The organism is Alteromonas sp. ABH4_453, assembly GCF_056160665.1.
Genome location: NZ_JBSWXP010000002.1, coordinates 470,541 through 485,722 on the forward strand (window position 1 = coordinate 470,541; position 15,182 = coordinate 485,722).

A 15,182-nucleotide genomic window follows, 5' to 3' on the forward strand; every position below is an offset into this window, starting at 1 on the left:
GGTGGGTCGGACTTTTAACTTAGGAAACGAGAAAAATGGCAAAAGAAAAGTTTGAACGTACGAAACCCCACGTAAACGTGGGTACTATCGGCCACGTTGACCACGGTAAAACTACCCTAACTGCAGCTATCACTACAGTTCTTTCTAAAACTTACGGCGGTTCTGCTCAGGCTTTCGATCAAATCGATAACGCGCCTGAAGAGAAAGCACGTGGTATCACCATCTCTACTTCACACGTAGAGTATGACACTCCTACTCGTCACTACGCACACGTAGACTGCCCAGGACACGCTGATTACGTTAAAAACATGATCACTGGTGCTGCTCAGATGGACGGTGGTATCCTAGTAGTAGCTGCGACTGATGGCCCTATGCCACAGACTCGTGAGCACATCCTACTTGGTCGTCAGGTTGGTATTCCTTACATCATCGTATTCATGAACAAATGTGACATGGTTGATGATGAAGAGCTTCTAGAGCTAGTAGAAATGGAAGTTCGTGAACTTCTTAACGAATACGAATTCCCAGGTGATGACCTACCAGTTATCCAAGGTTCAGCTCTTAAAGCGCTTGAAGGCGACGCAGAGTGGGAAAAGAAAATCATCGAGCTTGGTGAAGCGCTTGATTCATACATCCCAGAGCCAGAGCGTGCAATCGACAAGCCGTTCATCCTTCCAATTGAAGACGTATTCTCAATCTCAGGCCGTGGTACTGTTGTAACAGGTCGTGTTGAGCAAGGTATCATCAAGGTTGGTGAAGAAGTAGAAATCGTAGGTATCAAAGACACTACTAAGACTACTTGTACTGGTGTTGAGATGTTCCGTAAGCTTCTTGACGAAGGCCGTGCAGGTGAGAACGTTGGTGTTCTTCTACGTGGTACTAAGCGTGATGAAGTTGAACGTGGTCAAGTACTAGCTAAGCCTGGTTCAATCACTCCACACGTTAACTTCGAAGCAGAAGTATACGTACTGTCTAAAGATGAAGGTGGTCGTCATACTCCATTCTTCAAAGGCTACCGTCCACAGTTCTACTTCCGTACAACTGACGTAACTGGTGCAGTAGAGCTTCCAGAAGGCGTAGAAATGGTAATGCCTGGTGACAACCTTAAATTCAAAGTTGAGCTAATTGCTCCGATCGCGATGGAAGAAGGTCTTCGTTTCGCAATCCGTGAAGGTGGTCGTACAGTAGGTGCTGGTGTTGTATCTAAGATCCTAGACTAATCTAGACTTAGCAACACAAGCCCAAAAAAAGCGCACTTAGGTGCGCTTTTTTTATGCCTGCGATTTTTTAGGTCGGGAGTGAAGCCCCATCAAAAACACGCCGAAGAGCCATCCATGGCGGCTTCGCAGCGGCGTCCCTGCTGCGATCAGTTTTTGATGGGGCTTCACTCCCTCCTTGATCGGCTTAGCAAAAAGTTTGAGGGGGAGAAGAAGTAACACGCCGTAAACCCATCCATGGGGGCATCTACACTGCGTCGCTGCGGTGTAGGGCTTCAGAGGGCAAAACAATCACTTCTTTCTTGCGGCACAGCAAGAAGTTGGGGGGATAAGAAGAAACACACAGTAAAACCATCCATGGCGGCTTCTCAGCAGCGTCCCTGCTACGATCAGTTTTCGATGGGGCTTCACTTCCTTCGCAATCTGCATAGCAGAAAGCTTTGGGGTGAGGAGAGAGCTCGCCGTGAAACCATCCCTGCTTTCAGTAAGAGGTACGACACCACCTTCCTGCGATGCCGGCGGGCAGAGAGCATACACTCACGCCCGTTACTCTACGTGAAATGAAAGCTTGTAAAGGAGAGGGGGAAGCGCGAGAAGTCTCTATTATTGCTACGAGAACGTTGCGTTACGCATTACAGTCATTGACGGTTATAGTCGGCTTCTCACCTTGATTGGGATGACGATAGGTAAGCTTACATACTTCGTCTTCTTCAATCTCATCATTGCTAAAGCCGCTAGTTTGTCTTTCTAGAGTAAAGGTAACCTCAGGGGCCGAGCCTGTTAATTTCCAATCTACTTCGGTGAAGTCTGCTACGAGTTTCAAATTTGTTTGTGTTGCGTAAGGGTAGCCATAACGTACGCGAATACCTGAAGTTAAGGTGGTATCAGCGCTGGTTTCAACGCCCTCAAGGAGTGATTTTGCATAGACAATATCTGAAGAAGCGACTAAGGCAGACTTTAAGCCCTGTAGCGCGCCCACTTGCGCGTCTTTTTGAATGTTTAAAAGTTTAGGTGCAGCAGTAACAGCAAGTATGCCAAGCACAACAATTACTATAATTAGCTCTATTAAAGTGAAGCCTTTATTTTTAACGTGCATACCTTACCGTACTTGGAAGCCTTAAACCGTTCGCGACCTAGTTAAAGTGTATACCATTGAATAAACGTTTCAATTTAGACATAAGCCTAAGTCTAATTTTAACCAAATGTTGATATAAAAAAGCTAGGCATTTGCCTAGCTTTAGTCTTGAAGTTCCTGTGCCAAAAGCGAATTACATTTGTTCTATTTTGTAACCTTTAGCTTCTAATAGGGCAATAACGCTGTCTTCACCCACTAGGTGCCCCGCACCCACTAAAACAAACTCTAGGTCTTCGTCACCGAACATAGCTTCAAGTTGAGGTAGCCAGTTTTGGTTACGCTGAGTAAACACGTCATCATAAGAAGCCGGAGATTCACGTTTAAATGTATCTACTACCAACTCATCAATTTGTTCAGTGTCGCCGTTTCGCCATGCTTTTATAGTGTTTTGTAGCATTTCTTTTAGCTCTGGTAAGGTTTCTAACGTTTCAGAAATAAGGCGATCTTCTTCACCCGCGCCCATGTTCGCAAGCATGTTGATTTGAAAATCTAGTGATTCTAAGTATTCGCTTGCTTTACCATCGCGTGCTGCTAGCTGCATGAAGTAGGCATCTACCCCTTGCCCAGCCATTTGAGAGCGTTGTGCTTCCATAGCAACTAGCATTGATGCAACCATGCCTGGCTTAAATCGAGCTAACTGATCAGCAGTAGCGCCGAAGTTAGCTAAATAAGCATTAAGGGCTTGATAGGTTTCTTCTGATACATCATCTTTGAGCGACTTACCTTGTGCGTAGGCAAGCCCTGCCATCATTTTCTGTTGGCCTTCAATGTCTGTGGAAGCTGGCATTTTGACTTCGAACACTAGTGTGTCTGCTTGCTCATAAACGTCGGTAAATTCACTCGGAAGAGGGAATTCAGAAATGGGTAAAATATGGATAGTGCCACCTACATATACGGCATCTTCACCGTTAGATATTTTCCAAACGGACGTTTGGCTATCAGTGTCGGCTATAGCAGTTGTTACTGTAGATACAGCGAGTCCTAATGAGAACAGTAGTTTGTGTATAGAAAAGCTTTTCATCTTCATCCCTAAGGTTATGTACTTATTAGCTAAAGCGTGCGATTTAGCATCCCTTCGCTTTCAAAAAAAGTCGTAATCATTTTAACGGTAGTGAGTAAATTATAAGCTAGCATAGCAAAATGCAATCTAGATATAACCTGTACTTAGTGCAGTTTTTTCAGACTACCTAGAAAAGGCGCATTTAGGTCTAGGTGAATGCTAGCAATTGAAGCCGCAAATCAGACTAAGCTTTACATTTATGCGGATTGGTATTACAGCTTTGTTCACGTACCTTAACTCTTATAGAAAGCTACACATTTACGTAAGGCGTTTATTCATTATGAAATTAATATACCTACTGATGTACGTACTTGCATTGTTATTTACTCCTACTACATTAGCTACTACAAGCCCTATGCACAGCAATAAGCCACCATTACCCCAAGCAGCCAGTGAGGCGCTCATAGAAAGCATCTCAGCATTTCCCCACTTCGCCAAAGAAGAAATAGTAGCGAGTACGCCTCGTACTAATGAAGCATGGAGAAACTATGTTCACGCTAGAAATAGCGAGCAAAAGAAAAAGATTAAAAAAATGAAGAAAGAGCTTAACGTGGATGTTGAGCTTATTGATTTAAATGATGTGGTAGTGCGCAAGCTGACACCTAGAACGATTACTCCTGAATTTAAAGACAAGGTTTATCTTGATATTCATGGTGGGGCGTTTGTGCTTTTTGGCGGTTTGCCGAGTATCGAAGAAGGGCTTCTCGTCGCTGAACGGTTAGGTATCGTGGTATATAGCGTTGACTATAGAATGCCACCAACGTTTCCTTTTCCCGCTGCTTTGGATGACGTAGTTGCAGTTTACAATGCTTTACTCGACCGAGTTGGTAAGGGAAATGTATTTGTGGGAGGAACATCGGCTGGAGGTGGTCTAGTGCTTTCACTAGTCCAGTATCTCATCAGCAGCAAAAGCCCTCTACCCAAAGCTGTGTATGCAGGCACGCCTTGGGCCGACCTTACCAAAACCAGCGATAGCCTTTCTACAAATGAGGGTATAGATGGTGTGTTGGTGACCTACGATGGGGTACTTGAAGCTGCCGCAAAACTATATGCTGGCAAAAAAGCACTAACAGACCCAGCTATATCGCCACTTTACAGTTCTTTTGAAGAATTCCCGCCAACTTTGCTGGTGACAGGGACGCGAGACATGTTTTTAAGCGATACGGTAAGAGTGAGTCGTGCAATACGTGATAGTGGAGGTGTTGCGCAAATAGAATTCTTTGAAGGGCTATCCCACGCCGAATATTTGATTTTCTATAAAACGCCAGAGTCGGAGACCACTTACAGGTCGATGAAATCCTTTTTTCTCTCTGCCATCTGATTCTAATTAGCCAGTACGCATACCGTTCAGTATGCGTACTAAGCGCGGCATAACACAGACTTAACTAAACGAATATTTAGAAGCCATCACAACCAAGCAAACACTACAAAGCAAAATTTACGAACCAAAGATTACTGTTAATACAGTAACGATAGCGCCGATACCGGCAATTTTAAGCCCATTCTTGTACATGGGTAGTTTGGGAACAAACATCAAAAACGCGGAAATCACAAAAAACAGCAGGCCTACGCCAAAGCTAATATTAAGCCAAAAGAGAGGACTATTGTTCGTTGCTTTGTGAAGCTTCACCATTTTAGACAGAACGAGAGGATAGTCTTTTTTGGTGATAGTGGCTTCACCCGTAGCTTTATTGTACTGGCCTACATTAAGTACGATTTCGTCTACGTTTTCACTTGTGACTTTACTACCTCTCATTTTAAGCAAAGGCAGCAGTTCTTCACCTGATAGGTTTGCTTCAAATTGCCTGGTCTGGACTTGTTCATACTTCAATATATCGGTAGGGCGAAATATCAAAAGAATGCCGCTGATAGCGTATACCCCCATTATGCCCGCGAGAAAAAAACCAAGCCAACGGTGATATTTGCGAAAAGCCATGTGAAATTTAGGTGATGCCATATTTTTATCCGCCCCAAAAAAAGAGCGTAGTTATAAACGAGAATGCATCTTATTTAAAGTGCTGATTTCTTATTTGACCAAAATTTACGTTAAGTAACCGTTTTGGCTCAAGCTTGTGCGAATCAGAGTCGTAAAAAATCAACCAAGTGGTATGAAGAGTTGGAAAAAACTAAGTTCGAGTTAGACTTTAGTCTTACAATGGCGTTAAACCATGGCGACAAATGGTTTAATGTTAAAAGACAGACACGAGCCTTTTGAACTTTGATACACGCTAGAATTTTAAAGGCTTTAGAAAAACAATATTAGGATAATAATATGCAGTCTATTGCCATAGTGATACTGGGCATCATTGGAATGTTGCTCGGTTGGTTCGTCTATTCAAAATTTATTGCGAGCCGCATATTCAAACTGGATGATAGTTTTGTAACCCCAGCCCATACCATGCAAGATGGTGTCGACTTTGTTCCTACCAATAAAGTAGTGTTATGGGGCCATCATTTTACCTCAGTAGCAGGCGCAGCACCCATAGTAGGGCCAGCAATCGCAGTTTATTGGGGCTGGGTTCCTGCCGTACTTTGGGTTGTCTTCGGCACTATTCTGTTTGCCGGTGTCCACGATATGGGCGCGCTATGGGCAAGCGCTCGTCATAAAGGAAAATCCATGGGAGCACTCTCTGAGAGCGTTATCGGTAAACGCTCCCGTGCGCTTTTCATGATAGTAATATTCCTAGTCCTTCTTATGGTTAACGCTGTGTTCGGTGTTGTTATCGCTAATTCTTTTGTGTCTCAGCCCAATGCGGTTTTTCCTGCGTGGATGGCGATTGCAGTTGCATTGATTATCGGTCAGTTGTTAAAGCGTAACTTCAGCCTTATTCCTTTGTGCCTTGTCGGCATTATCGTGCTTTACGCCTCGGTATATGCAGGCAGTTATATTCCACTGAGTCTACCGGAAACCATGTTTGGTTTGGCCGATAAAGCGAATTGGATAATCATTCTTTTTGTTTATGCTGCTATTGCCTCCCTATTACCAGTTTGGATGTTGCTACAGCCTCGTGATTTCATTAACGGTATGCAGCTGCTTGTTGGCTTATTCTTGCTTTACGGTGCGGTATTCTTTGCCATGCCGGATATCACAGCGCCGGCATTTAATACGCAAACGGCAATAGATTCACCAAGCCTTATCCCGCTGTTGTTCGTCACTATTGCGTGTGGTGCGGTTTCTGGTTTCCACGGCATTGTGTCATCGGGTACCAGCTCTAAGCAACTCGACAAAGAGACAGATGCGCGCTTTGTTGGCTATTTGGGCGCGGTCGGTGAAGGCTCATTGGCACTTATTACCATTGTCGCGGTTAGCGGTGTGGCGTTCGCAGCTTCACCTGAAGAATGGCACGAAGTATACAGCCACTTGGGTGCGGGTAGCGTGGGTGCATTTATCACAGGTGGCGCGAACCTAATTCAGCAAGGTTGGGGATTGCCGGTAGATTTCTCTTCAACGATCCTTGCGGTAATGGTTGTACTGTTTGCAGGTACAACTATGGACTCTGGTGTACGTCTTCAGCGCTACATCATACAAGAGTGGGGCGATATCTATTCTATTGGTGCACTGAAAAACGGCGTTATAGCAACCCTTGTGGCGGTTGGCTGCTGTTTATTACTTGCATTTGGTGCAGGCGGTGCGTCAGGTAGCGGCGGTATGATCATATGGCCCCTATTTGGTTCGACTAACCAAATCCTAGCAAGTCTTACCCTACTAGTGATATCGGTTATGTTGATCAAGCTGGGCCGTCCTGCAAGGTATACGCTAATACCCATGGTATTCGTATTGATCATGGCTTTCTTTGCTGGCCTGATAAAGCTTAAAGAGTACTACGTAGAAGGAAATTATTTGTTGGTCTTCTTAGATGCGGTAGTGCTGGTGGTTTCAGTACTCGTCATGCTCGAAGCTTTCTCTGTAGTGTCTAAGCTTAAAAAAGGAAACGTAGCACAAGAATAAACAGCTTAATGGCTTATTGAGCACTGATTCGATTTTTCATGGTTGACCTCTGAGTTTAAAAAGCACACTCTCGAGATAGTCAACATTCGGCCAGTACATTTGTACTGGCCATTTTTATGCTTTTACAATTGGCCTAATCAGTTTTGTTGATTTTCTGTCGCACTTTATATCTGTTAATATTTAAAGCGTTTAAGACTAGGTGACTTTGTACACGAGTAGTGTATGTCTGCAAGTAAGGCAGCTTATGTCAGGGTTACAAGAGAGGCTATGTGTCAGATATCATTTTACTAGGGCAAAATTTTCTTGCGTTGTTCATGGAATCAGCGCCATGGCTGCTGTTGGGGTTACTGGTCGCAGGAGTGATGCATGAGTTAGTGCCTGTCTCTTTTCTTGAAAAGCACATGGGTAGTGCATCATTTGGCTCGATTAGCAAAGCAGCTATTATCGGCGCGCCTTTGCCACTTTGTTCATGTGGCGTTATTCCTGCCGCGCTCGGTTTGCGCCGAAGTGGTGCTTCTAAGTCTTCAACGATATCTTTTTTAGTATCTACGCCCGAGACTGGCGTAGACAGTGTCTCTGTGTCATACGCATTGCTTGGGCCTCTATATGCCATTGTTAGACCCATCGCGGCCATTACAAGCGCCATTTATGCTGGTTCGATGGTACGTTTTTTCGCAGAAGCAGAAGAAACTCAACAACGACAGTATGAGGTGACGGAGTCATCGTGCTGTGGGTCAAAGCAAGCACCCAAACCAGAATCACAAATACAGGCCAGCATCTCCTGCTGTGCAAGCGAAAAAACACATGCTCATAGCCACGAAAGCACAGACACGCCTTTACCCGAGTCTTCGCCTTCGAAAATCACAAGCGTGCTTTCATATGCCAGCGGCAAGTTGCTCGAAGATATTGTGGTGTGGCTACTTATTGGTTTAGCGCTCGCCGCCGCTATAAAAACCTGGGTGCCTACCGACTTTTTAACGCAATGGGGTGATGGTGTAGTCGCCATGCTTGTTATGGCACTTATAGGTATTCCTATGTACATATGCGCCACCGCGTCTACACCGCTAGCGGTTGGCTTTCTGGCTGCCGGGCTATCACCAGGTGCTGTGCTAGTATTTTTAATGGCAGGGCCTGCCACTAACGTGTCAACCATGGGCATGATCAAACAAGAAATGGGCACGCGAACGTTAGTGCTTTACCTTTTCAGTGTTATCTCTGCAAGTATAGGTTTTGGTTATGCACTTAACTACTTGGTGTCCTCGCTTTCTTTATCTTCAATGATAAAAACAACCAGCCACGTTCATGAGCACGGGGCAAGTGTTCAGATAATCTACGGGTTATGTGCAATCCTGTTGGCTGGGCTTATGGTGAGGCTGGGCGTGAAAAAGCTGCAGCAACACCGTCATAACCAAGAGCAACATTCGGCGTGCTGCGGCTAACCGTAGCCCAGCGGATGCCTTTCATATTAAAGTGCTCAAATGATATTCATAGAGCGCTTGTATATCCCGCTCTATTATCCATAATAGTCGTTCATCTAATTAAAATTAAAACGCGTTTAAACCTACAAGGACGCTTGGAATAACTACATGCTTTTACTTATTGTGTACGTCTTCATTGCACTGGGCTTTTCTTTTTTGTGCTCCATTGCAGAGGCTGTAATTCTGAGTGTTTCGTCTGCGTACATTTCTGTTCTAGAAAAAGAGGGTAAAGCCAGTGGTGCGCTATTACGTAAGCAAACCGATAATATAAATACGCCTTTATCAGCGATACTAACGCTGAACACTATCGCTCATACTATGGGGGCGGCAGGCGCAGGTGCGCAAGCGGCCGCAGTGTTCGGCGATGCCTATTTAGGTGTTATTTCAGCAGTGCTTACGCTGCTTATTCTTATCTTTTCAGAAATTATTCCAAAGACACTTGGCGCTACCTATTGGCGGGCATTAGCGCCGGTAACCGCATATTTTCTTAAATACCTTTCAATTGTACTTATGCCGTTCGTTAAAATGTCTGAGCTAATGACGAAAGGCTTTAAAGAAGACAGCCCACTTCGCGGGTTAAGCCGCAGTGAACTTCACGCTATGGCTGAATTGTCAGGCCAAGAAGGGCAGCTAGCTAATCATGAAGCGGCGTTTCTACAAAGCTTGTTAAGCTTACACGAGCTGAAAGTGAAAGACGCCATTACCCACCGCACGGCGCTGTTTAAAGTCTCAGAGTCGATGACGGTGGAAGCGTTTTTCCATAAGCACGCAAATATTGAGTTTTCACGTATACCTGTGTTTGAAGATAGTGATTCTGAGAACATTACTGGCTATGTTATGCGGTCTGACTTGTTGGTCGCGCAGGCGAGAGGAAACACCGACAAGCCACTTTCAGAATATGCCAAAGATATGGTTACCGTGTTAAACACTATGCCGCTGTCAGTCACCTTCGAGCACTTCATCAATAAACATGTACATATGCTGCTGGTAGTCGACGAATACGGTGGTTTAGAAGGGGTGCTTACGCTAGAAGACTTGCTAGAACGCTTGTTAGGTGTTGATATCGTAGATGAAAAAGACACCACGGTAAGCATGCGTAGGCTTGCTAAAATGATGACCAAGCGTAAAGAGCAGATGATGATCAAAAATGTGCCTGATGCATCGCTTGAAAAGTCGGCAAACAAGAAATAGCTTATAAACTTAGAATGCGTTAATCGTTAAAACAACTGTTAAGGATGATAAACATGATTTGGGCCGTAACGACTAAACGTTCGCTTTTTAAAAAAAGCGCCAGCACAAATGTTTCATGGCGTGCCCACATAGCTGAGCGAAAACCGTTTACACTCGCTGTGTTATTTTTTTCGGCTTGTACCTCAAGTATAGCTGCACAAGAACTTAGCATTCCCTGTGATGAAGCAGAAGAAAAAGCCCTTGCAGAAGCGAAAGCCAATGAAGTTGAGCGAATAACCTCATTCACACCTGCTACTCCTCTTGAGCGAGTGAATCCCAGATACCCGACTACAGCCGTGAGAAAAGGCCGTGAAGGCTGGGTTAGGCTGAGCTACGTTATCGATGAAGAAGGTCGAGTGAAAGACCCTGTTGTCGAAGATTTCTTCGGAAGTCCGTCTTTCAAACGCAGCGCACTATCAGCAGTTAAGAAGTGGCAGTATAACCCTGCATTAAAAGATGGCGAACCTACTCAACAATGCCATCAAGCGGTTCAAATGGATTTTGCTATTAACGGAAAAACTGGCGCCACTCGCAAATTTATTAAAGCGTATAAAAACGTAGATAAAACATTCAAAGCAGGTAATGTTGAAGCGGCAGACGAAGCGCTTAAAGAGCTATTGAGCTGGGATACGTTAAATCGGTACGAGAATACCTGGTTGCTCAACTTGGAGTCACAGATTGCAAGAGAACAAGGCGACATTGAAAGAGAAGCGAAAAGCCTAACGCGTTTACTTGCCAGTAATGGACAAAAGCGTTTTAACAATTCCGTTTTTGATGACGATTATGTGGCTTACGTATTACAAAGGAAAATACTTCTTGATGCGCAGCGCGGGTATTACGCAGAAGCCCTAAAGTCGTACAGCAGGCTTCAAGAAATGGATGAGCAACAACCGCGTATTGACGAAATTGCCGCAATAGTAAATCAGATTGAAACATCTATTGCGTCTGAAAAAAATCTTAAGGTACCCGTAAGCATGGGAGACAACGGACGTTGGTTCCACACACTGGTAAGAAATAAGTTTGCTTTTAATAACATACAGGGCGACCTTGATACGGTTGAAGTGCGCTGTGATTCTCATCGAGAAAAGTTCACCGTAGCCGAGGCTCACGTTTGGCATATTCCACAAAGCTGGGGTCAATGTCAGGTTATGGTAAAAGGTGACGATGCCACCACATTCGATCTAATCGAAGTCGCTGAGAGTTCATAAGTTCGCTAAGACTAGCTAAAACTAGATAAAGGGAATTAACCAGATGGACCGTAAGTTACTTATAGCTGCGATTGGTATTGTCGCGGTTTTATTTTACTACTTGCTTGATGTTTCATCTGGAGCTGAACCCAATACAAAGTACGCAAACAAGAGGGCTGGCGAAGAAACAGTACACCAACTTAGTCTTCAAGAGGAATCTCACTCAACGCAAACGATTCTGCAAAGCGAACCTCACGTTTCTTTGTCGCCAGAAAGTCACAGCGCAAGTCGATGGTGTTCCATAGAAGCGGAGCCCAAGCATTCAGAGAGTGTAATAGTCGAAAAAGAATCTTTAGAGTGGGATATCGAGAGAGGTGATATTTTACTAGCCGCCGAAGATTCAGTGTTTGAATCACCAAATGCTACTTTGCTAGCGCCTTATGCAGAACTGGATTTACAAGATCTCATTGCACACGCAAAAAACGATGATTTATTCGCATTATTGACTCTTATGCAGCGCAGAGATGTTCCTATGAAACATCGAAATAATGCCGCTCGTCATTTAACGGTAATGGGAAATACTTCGACTGCCTTGTCACATTTGATTGTTACAGAACTGACACGAGCCAATCATATTTTCGAAATAGAAGGGCAAGTCAATGAACAAGTAAAAGCACATGTAGTGAACAGTTTAACGTATGTTAGCTATGGGCTTGAGCAACTTGATGTAACGGCGCTTCGCAGTTATTTGTATTTTGTTCGGCGACACGAAAATGGAAGTTATGCCTTGGATTTAGAAGCGGCACTTTCTCAAAAGGAAGTGGAAACCGTGAAATTTGCAAAAGCGCAATTTAAAAAATACTTAAACAAAAAAAGAGAAGAAAAGTACCTTTCAACTATCGAGGGAAAAGCGTTTCCGAAAGTGGCCAAACGTCAATTTGAAAAAAGCTTAGCTCTTGAATATCGTACCTTTGGAAGTCTGATACTGGGCAGTAAAAGTCTGAAAAACATGGGTTTTGATTTTGAAAATCTACCAGATTGCGCTAAGCGTTTATTTTAGAAAAGAATAGCAATATAAGTCGATTAAATACGCAAAAAGATAACTCTGATGGAAAGCAGGTTAATTAGAAAGTGGCTGTAAGTGCCAACTGGAACAAGTGCTCGGTAAAGTGCTCGCTGTCTTGAAAAAAGCGAAGGTTTTGCTGAGTGCCTGAGTTTATTTGCCACTCGGCGGTTATTGAGAAGTGTTTGCTAATATTGCGCCCAGCGCTGATGGTAAGCGCACGCCCTAAACTGCCATTAGGGTCGAGCGCGTAATTGTCATTATCATTGACTTGATACCAGTCAGCACGTGCAGCAAGCATGTATGGAGTCATGCTGTATACAGCAGCAACAAAGCCACTATTAAAATCGTTATCTACAATACTTTCACCCATTAGAGTGTCGCCCACCAGCAACTGAGAAAATACCGTAAAGTTAGGGTTAAACATGTAGCGAAGCGTTAACGAATGAAAGCGTGTATGCCATGCGTAGATGCGATCAGACTCGACTGCATTGGCGTCTGCGTTGTTATCGTAATAGTAGTAGCGCATTTCAGCCTTACGCTTGTACGCCACATGTGCGCCAAAATAGTAGCCGAAGCGGTTGTCTATTTCTCTAAAGGGTTCGGTCCATGCAGGAGCACCCAATCTATCTTCATCGATGACACCTGGTATAGGTAAAAAATTCACCCGTTCGTTGTAAAGTGACTGTCTATCGTGAAGTGCAAAGCCACGCCAAGAAAGTAACGTACCTGTGGTGTCGTTACCTTTAAATACACTGCCCAATACTTTCCATGACCAGTTACTTCGCACTTGTCTGCCATTTTGTCTAAAGCTAAATTCAATGCCACCGGTTCTGAGTTCTTCCCCTATCCAGCTGTTTATGGCTGAGTTAGTGAGGAAGTGAGGTGATAGCCAGCCAAAATCTGTGTTTTCAGCAGAAATGGCTGGATAGAATGCTCCAACTTTTACTTCAGGTTTTATCGAAGAGGCACTAAGTGGCCGATACTTGAGATATAGCTGAGAAAAGTTGAGCCGCTCTTCGCCATCACTGTAAGCGTTTATAACACCAGATAATGTCCAATCGTCAAACAGTCGCTGGTTAGTTGAGATAACGGCTTGAGAAAAGTGTAAGCCATCACCTTCGAATCGCTGGTGGTTTGGGCCAAAGCCTTGGAAGCTTTGCGTATTTTCTTTTAGTGCCCACGTTCCACGCAATAAAAAATCTGTTTCTGCGTAACTAGCTAACGAAAATGCTAGTGACAATAGCGTTAATAGTTGAGTAGCAAACCGCATCAATAGTCGCCGAAACCAGAATCGAATCCGTCGTCACTGATTATATTGGTACTAAGCGCCCATGTTACTTGAGTATCGGCAGATACAGAAATGGACTGTGGAGGGAAAGCCTTTTCACCTTCTACTTGTGGGTGCCAAAAACGTACAGTGTATTCACCATGTGGAAGTGAAACTAAAGACCGTCCTTCATCATCAGATTTTCCAAAGTAAGGAGAGTCTGAGACGACAATGTAGCCCAGCATCCAATCATGAATATTACAGCCAATATCGACAACACCTGCGGCGTCGAACCGCAAAGGCTCGGCAGTAAACTCTTTATACAGCTTTAGTTCAAATTGCTTTGTGGGAGAAAAAGAATAGACGTGATGAAACAAGTTATCTGCATTAGGAAAAGTCACTTCTGTGCCCGCTTTTACTACAAGCACGTGAGGAACAAACTGTTTGTCTATTTGATTCATTACGGCCGGTTCTTGTTCTGGCATCTGATGCGCCTCTACCTCGAACTGAGGCTCAAAAAGAAACACGCCGTTGTCGACGGGGGTGCCATCACTATCATTCAGCGTTATAGAAAACCTTGCGGTTTGCTCATCTTGTCCTAACGCCATGCTTGAACAAGCCATAAGAAGAAGGGCGCTAAAAAGGGTTTTGTATGTCATTAAAGTACCTTATCTACGTACCTTGTCCACGTATTACAACGAAAAGCATTAGTTGAATTATCCATAGAATAAACCCAGTAATATACAACTGCGTTACACCTTTAGTATAAGACCTTGTTGACGAGGTGTTTATTTCGTTCGCTCCCAAGAAAACGTTCGCGATAGTACTTGTGCACAGATTGTGCTTGAATTTAAGAGCGATTAAAGCTGAGAGAACTTTCTTACCAAGTTATGATAAACATGATGAAGTCCATCAAGCTGCTCTCGCTCTGCGGTGCCCGCGTTAACTAGCGACTGAATACTTTGGTCAAGCAGGAAAAGGGTTTCACGCATTTGTTGGTCGCTCACCATACTTTGCAGCCAGGTGATAGCGGCAATACGCTCGCCTTTAGTGACTGGCGTGACTTTATGAAGACTTGATGATGGGTAGAGTATGGCGCTTCCTGCATCGCATTTAACTTTTTGCTCGCCAAAACCTGTTTGAATAACAAGTTCACCGCCTTCGTACTCGTCTTTATCGGTAAGAAAAATCGTCATCGACATGTCGCTGCGTAAGACATCGGGCGTATTTGGAATACGCATAATTGCAGCGTCTACGTGATAGCCATAGGTTTGTGACTCACTGTAGCGATTAAAGCACGGTGGAAAAATGCGTTGAGGAAGAGCTGCGGAGATAACTTTGGGGTGGTTACCTAGCTTACTCAACAAGAGGTTAGCAAGCTGTTGAACACGCGAGTCTTGGGCATCCGCCTGACCGTTATTTTTGACGCCTGCAGCCATTCCCATTGCCGTATTCTTGCCGTCAACAAAGGGGACACTAGACAGTTGCTGACGAAACTGAGCAACGTCGCTTTTCGTCAATAAGTCATCAATAATAATCATTTTCTCAACGCTTTTTAGAGTGGTTTCTATAAAAAAGACCTAGGCGGTTGCC

At 44.2% G+C, this 15,182-nt stretch carries 13 protein-coding genes; 7 read left to right on the forward strand and 6 right to left on the reverse strand.

The window, feature by feature from the left end; all coding sequences use genetic code 11:
- Positions 1–35: 35 nt before the first annotated feature.
- Positions 36–1,220 carry an elongation factor Tu gene (gene tuf, locus ACXAGV_RS05485; protein ID WP_012519826.1) on the forward strand — a complete coding sequence of 395 codons (1,185 nt, stop codon included), beginning with the start codon at positions 36–38 and terminating at the stop codon, positions 1,218–1,220.
- A 622-nt stretch (positions 1,221–1,842) separates the two neighbouring features.
- Here the strand turns inward: tuf and ACXAGV_RS05490 are convergent.
- Positions 1,843–2,313 carry a type II secretion system protein gene (locus ACXAGV_RS05490; RefSeq protein ID WP_474872386.1) on the reverse strand — a complete coding sequence of 157 codons (471 nt, stop codon included), beginning with the start codon at positions 2,311–2,313 and terminating at the stop codon, positions 1,843–1,845.
- Between the two features lie 172 nt (positions 2,314–2,485).
- The gene (locus ACXAGV_RS05495; RefSeq protein WP_474872387.1) at positions 2,486–3,373 is read right to left on the reverse strand and encodes a TraB/GumN family protein; all 888 of its coding nucleotides are present in this window, start codon (positions 3,371–3,373) and stop codon (positions 2,486–2,488) included.
- 319 nt (positions 3,374–3,692) lie between these two features.
- Here ACXAGV_RS05495 and ACXAGV_RS05500 point away from each other — a divergent pair, with 319 nt between their 5' ends.
- Positions 3,693–4,733, forward strand: a complete 1,041-nt coding sequence (locus ACXAGV_RS05500) for an alpha/beta hydrolase (protein ID WP_474872388.1) — start codon at positions 3,693–3,695, stop codon at positions 4,731–4,733.
- A gap of 117 nt (positions 4,734–4,850) precedes the next feature.
- Here the strand turns inward: ACXAGV_RS05500 and ACXAGV_RS05505 are convergent, their stop codons facing one another.
- Positions 4,851–5,369, reverse strand: a complete 519-nt coding sequence (locus ACXAGV_RS05505; protein WP_474872389.1) for a hypothetical protein — start codon at positions 5,367–5,369, stop codon at positions 4,851–4,853.
- Positions 5,370–5,684: 315 nt separating this feature from the next.
- Between ACXAGV_RS05505 and ACXAGV_RS05510 the strand changes: the two genes are divergently transcribed.
- The 5 genes from ACXAGV_RS05510 (at position 5,685) to ACXAGV_RS05530 (ending at position 12,316) form a co-directional block, all read left to right on the forward strand.
- Entirely contained in the window at positions 5,685–7,361 is a 1,677-nt protein-coding gene (locus tag ACXAGV_RS05510) for a carbon starvation CstA family protein (RefSeq protein ID WP_474872390.1), read from the forward strand.
- 269 nt (positions 7,362–7,630) lie between these two features.
- A complete protein-coding gene (locus tag ACXAGV_RS05515; RefSeq protein ID WP_474872391.1) occupies positions 7,631–8,800 on the forward strand; it encodes an SO_0444 family Cu/Zn efflux transporter in 1,170 nt (389 codons plus the stop codon).
- A 147-nt stretch (positions 8,801–8,947) separates the two neighbouring features.
- Positions 8,948–10,030: a CNNM domain-containing protein gene (locus tag ACXAGV_RS05520; protein ID WP_474829517.1), complete on the forward strand. Its 1,083-nt coding sequence runs from the start codon at positions 8,948–8,950 to the stop codon at positions 10,028–10,030.
- 53 nt (positions 10,031–10,083) lie between these two features.
- Positions 10,084–11,277, forward strand: coding sequence for an energy transducer TonB (locus tag ACXAGV_RS05525; protein WP_474872392.1), 1,194 nt, complete (start codon positions 10,084–10,086; stop codon positions 11,275–11,277).
- A gap of 43 nt (positions 11,278–11,320) precedes the next feature.
- Entirely contained in the window at positions 11,321–12,316 is a 996-nt protein-coding gene (locus ACXAGV_RS05530; protein ID WP_474872393.1) for a hypothetical protein, read from the forward strand.
- 64 nt (positions 12,317–12,380) lie between these two features.
- Here ACXAGV_RS05530 and ACXAGV_RS05535 read toward each other — a convergent pair whose 3' ends face one another.
- The 3 genes from ACXAGV_RS05535 to ACXAGV_RS05545 form a co-directional block, all read right to left on the reverse strand.
- Complete coding sequence (locus ACXAGV_RS05535; protein ID WP_474872394.1) at positions 12,381–13,592, reverse strand: hypothetical protein; 1,212 nt, start codon at positions 13,590–13,592, stop codon at positions 12,381–12,383.
- On the reverse strand, positions 13,592–14,248 hold the full coding sequence (locus ACXAGV_RS05540; RefSeq protein WP_474872395.1) for a methylamine utilization protein: 657 nt from the start codon (positions 14,246–14,248) through the stop codon (positions 13,592–13,594). The genes ACXAGV_RS05535 and ACXAGV_RS05540 overlap by 1 nt, the downstream gene beginning before the upstream one ends.
- A gap of 201 nt (positions 14,249–14,449) precedes the next feature.
- A complete protein-coding gene (locus tag ACXAGV_RS05545; protein ID WP_474872396.1) occupies positions 14,450–15,130 on the reverse strand; it encodes a Fe2+-dependent dioxygenase in 681 nt (226 codons plus the stop codon).
- Positions 15,131–15,182: the final 52 nt, after the last annotated feature.

Bases quoted from the DNA above. Each gene is read 5' to 3' on its own strand.
- ACXAGV_RS05545 (WP_474872396.1), bottom strand. From the start codon at position 15,130: ATGATTATTATTGATGACTTATTGACGAAAAGCGACGTTGCTCAGTTT.
- ACXAGV_RS05495 (WP_474872387.1), bottom strand. From the start codon at position 3,373: ATGAAAAGCTTTTCTATACACAAACTACTGTTCTCATTAGGACTCGCT.
- tuf (WP_012519826.1), top strand. From the start codon at position 36: ATGGCAAAAGAAAAGTTTGAACGTACGAAACCCCACGTAAACGTGGGT.
- ACXAGV_RS05505 (WP_474872389.1), bottom strand. From the start codon at position 5,369: ATGGCATCACCTAAATTTCACATGGCTTTTCGCAAATATCACCGTTGG.
- ACXAGV_RS05525 (WP_474872392.1), top strand. From the start codon at position 10,084: ATGATTTGGGCCGTAACGACTAAACGTTCGCTTTTTAAAAAAAGCGCC.
- ACXAGV_RS05520 (WP_474829517.1), top strand. From the start codon at position 8,948: ATGCTTTTACTTATTGTGTACGTCTTCATTGCACTGGGCTTTTCTTTT.
- ACXAGV_RS05535 (WP_474872394.1), bottom strand. From the start codon at position 13,592: ATGCGGTTTGCTACTCAACTATTAACGCTATTGTCACTAGCATTTTCG.
- ACXAGV_RS05500 (WP_474872388.1), top strand. From the start codon at position 3,693: ATGAAATTAATATACCTACTGATGTACGTACTTGCATTGTTATTTACT.
- ACXAGV_RS05510 (WP_474872390.1), top strand. From the start codon at position 5,685: ATGCAGTCTATTGCCATAGTGATACTGGGCATCATTGGAATGTTGCTC.
- ACXAGV_RS05540 (WP_474872395.1), bottom strand. From the start codon at position 14,248: ATGACATACAAAACCCTTTTTAGCGCCCTTCTTCTTATGGCTTGTTCA.
- ACXAGV_RS05530 (WP_474872393.1), top strand. From the start codon at position 11,321: ATGGACCGTAAGTTACTTATAGCTGCGATTGGTATTGTCGCGGTTTTA.
- ACXAGV_RS05490 (WP_474872386.1), bottom strand. From the start codon at position 2,313: ATGCACGTTAAAAATAAAGGCTTCACTTTAATAGAGCTAATTATAGTA.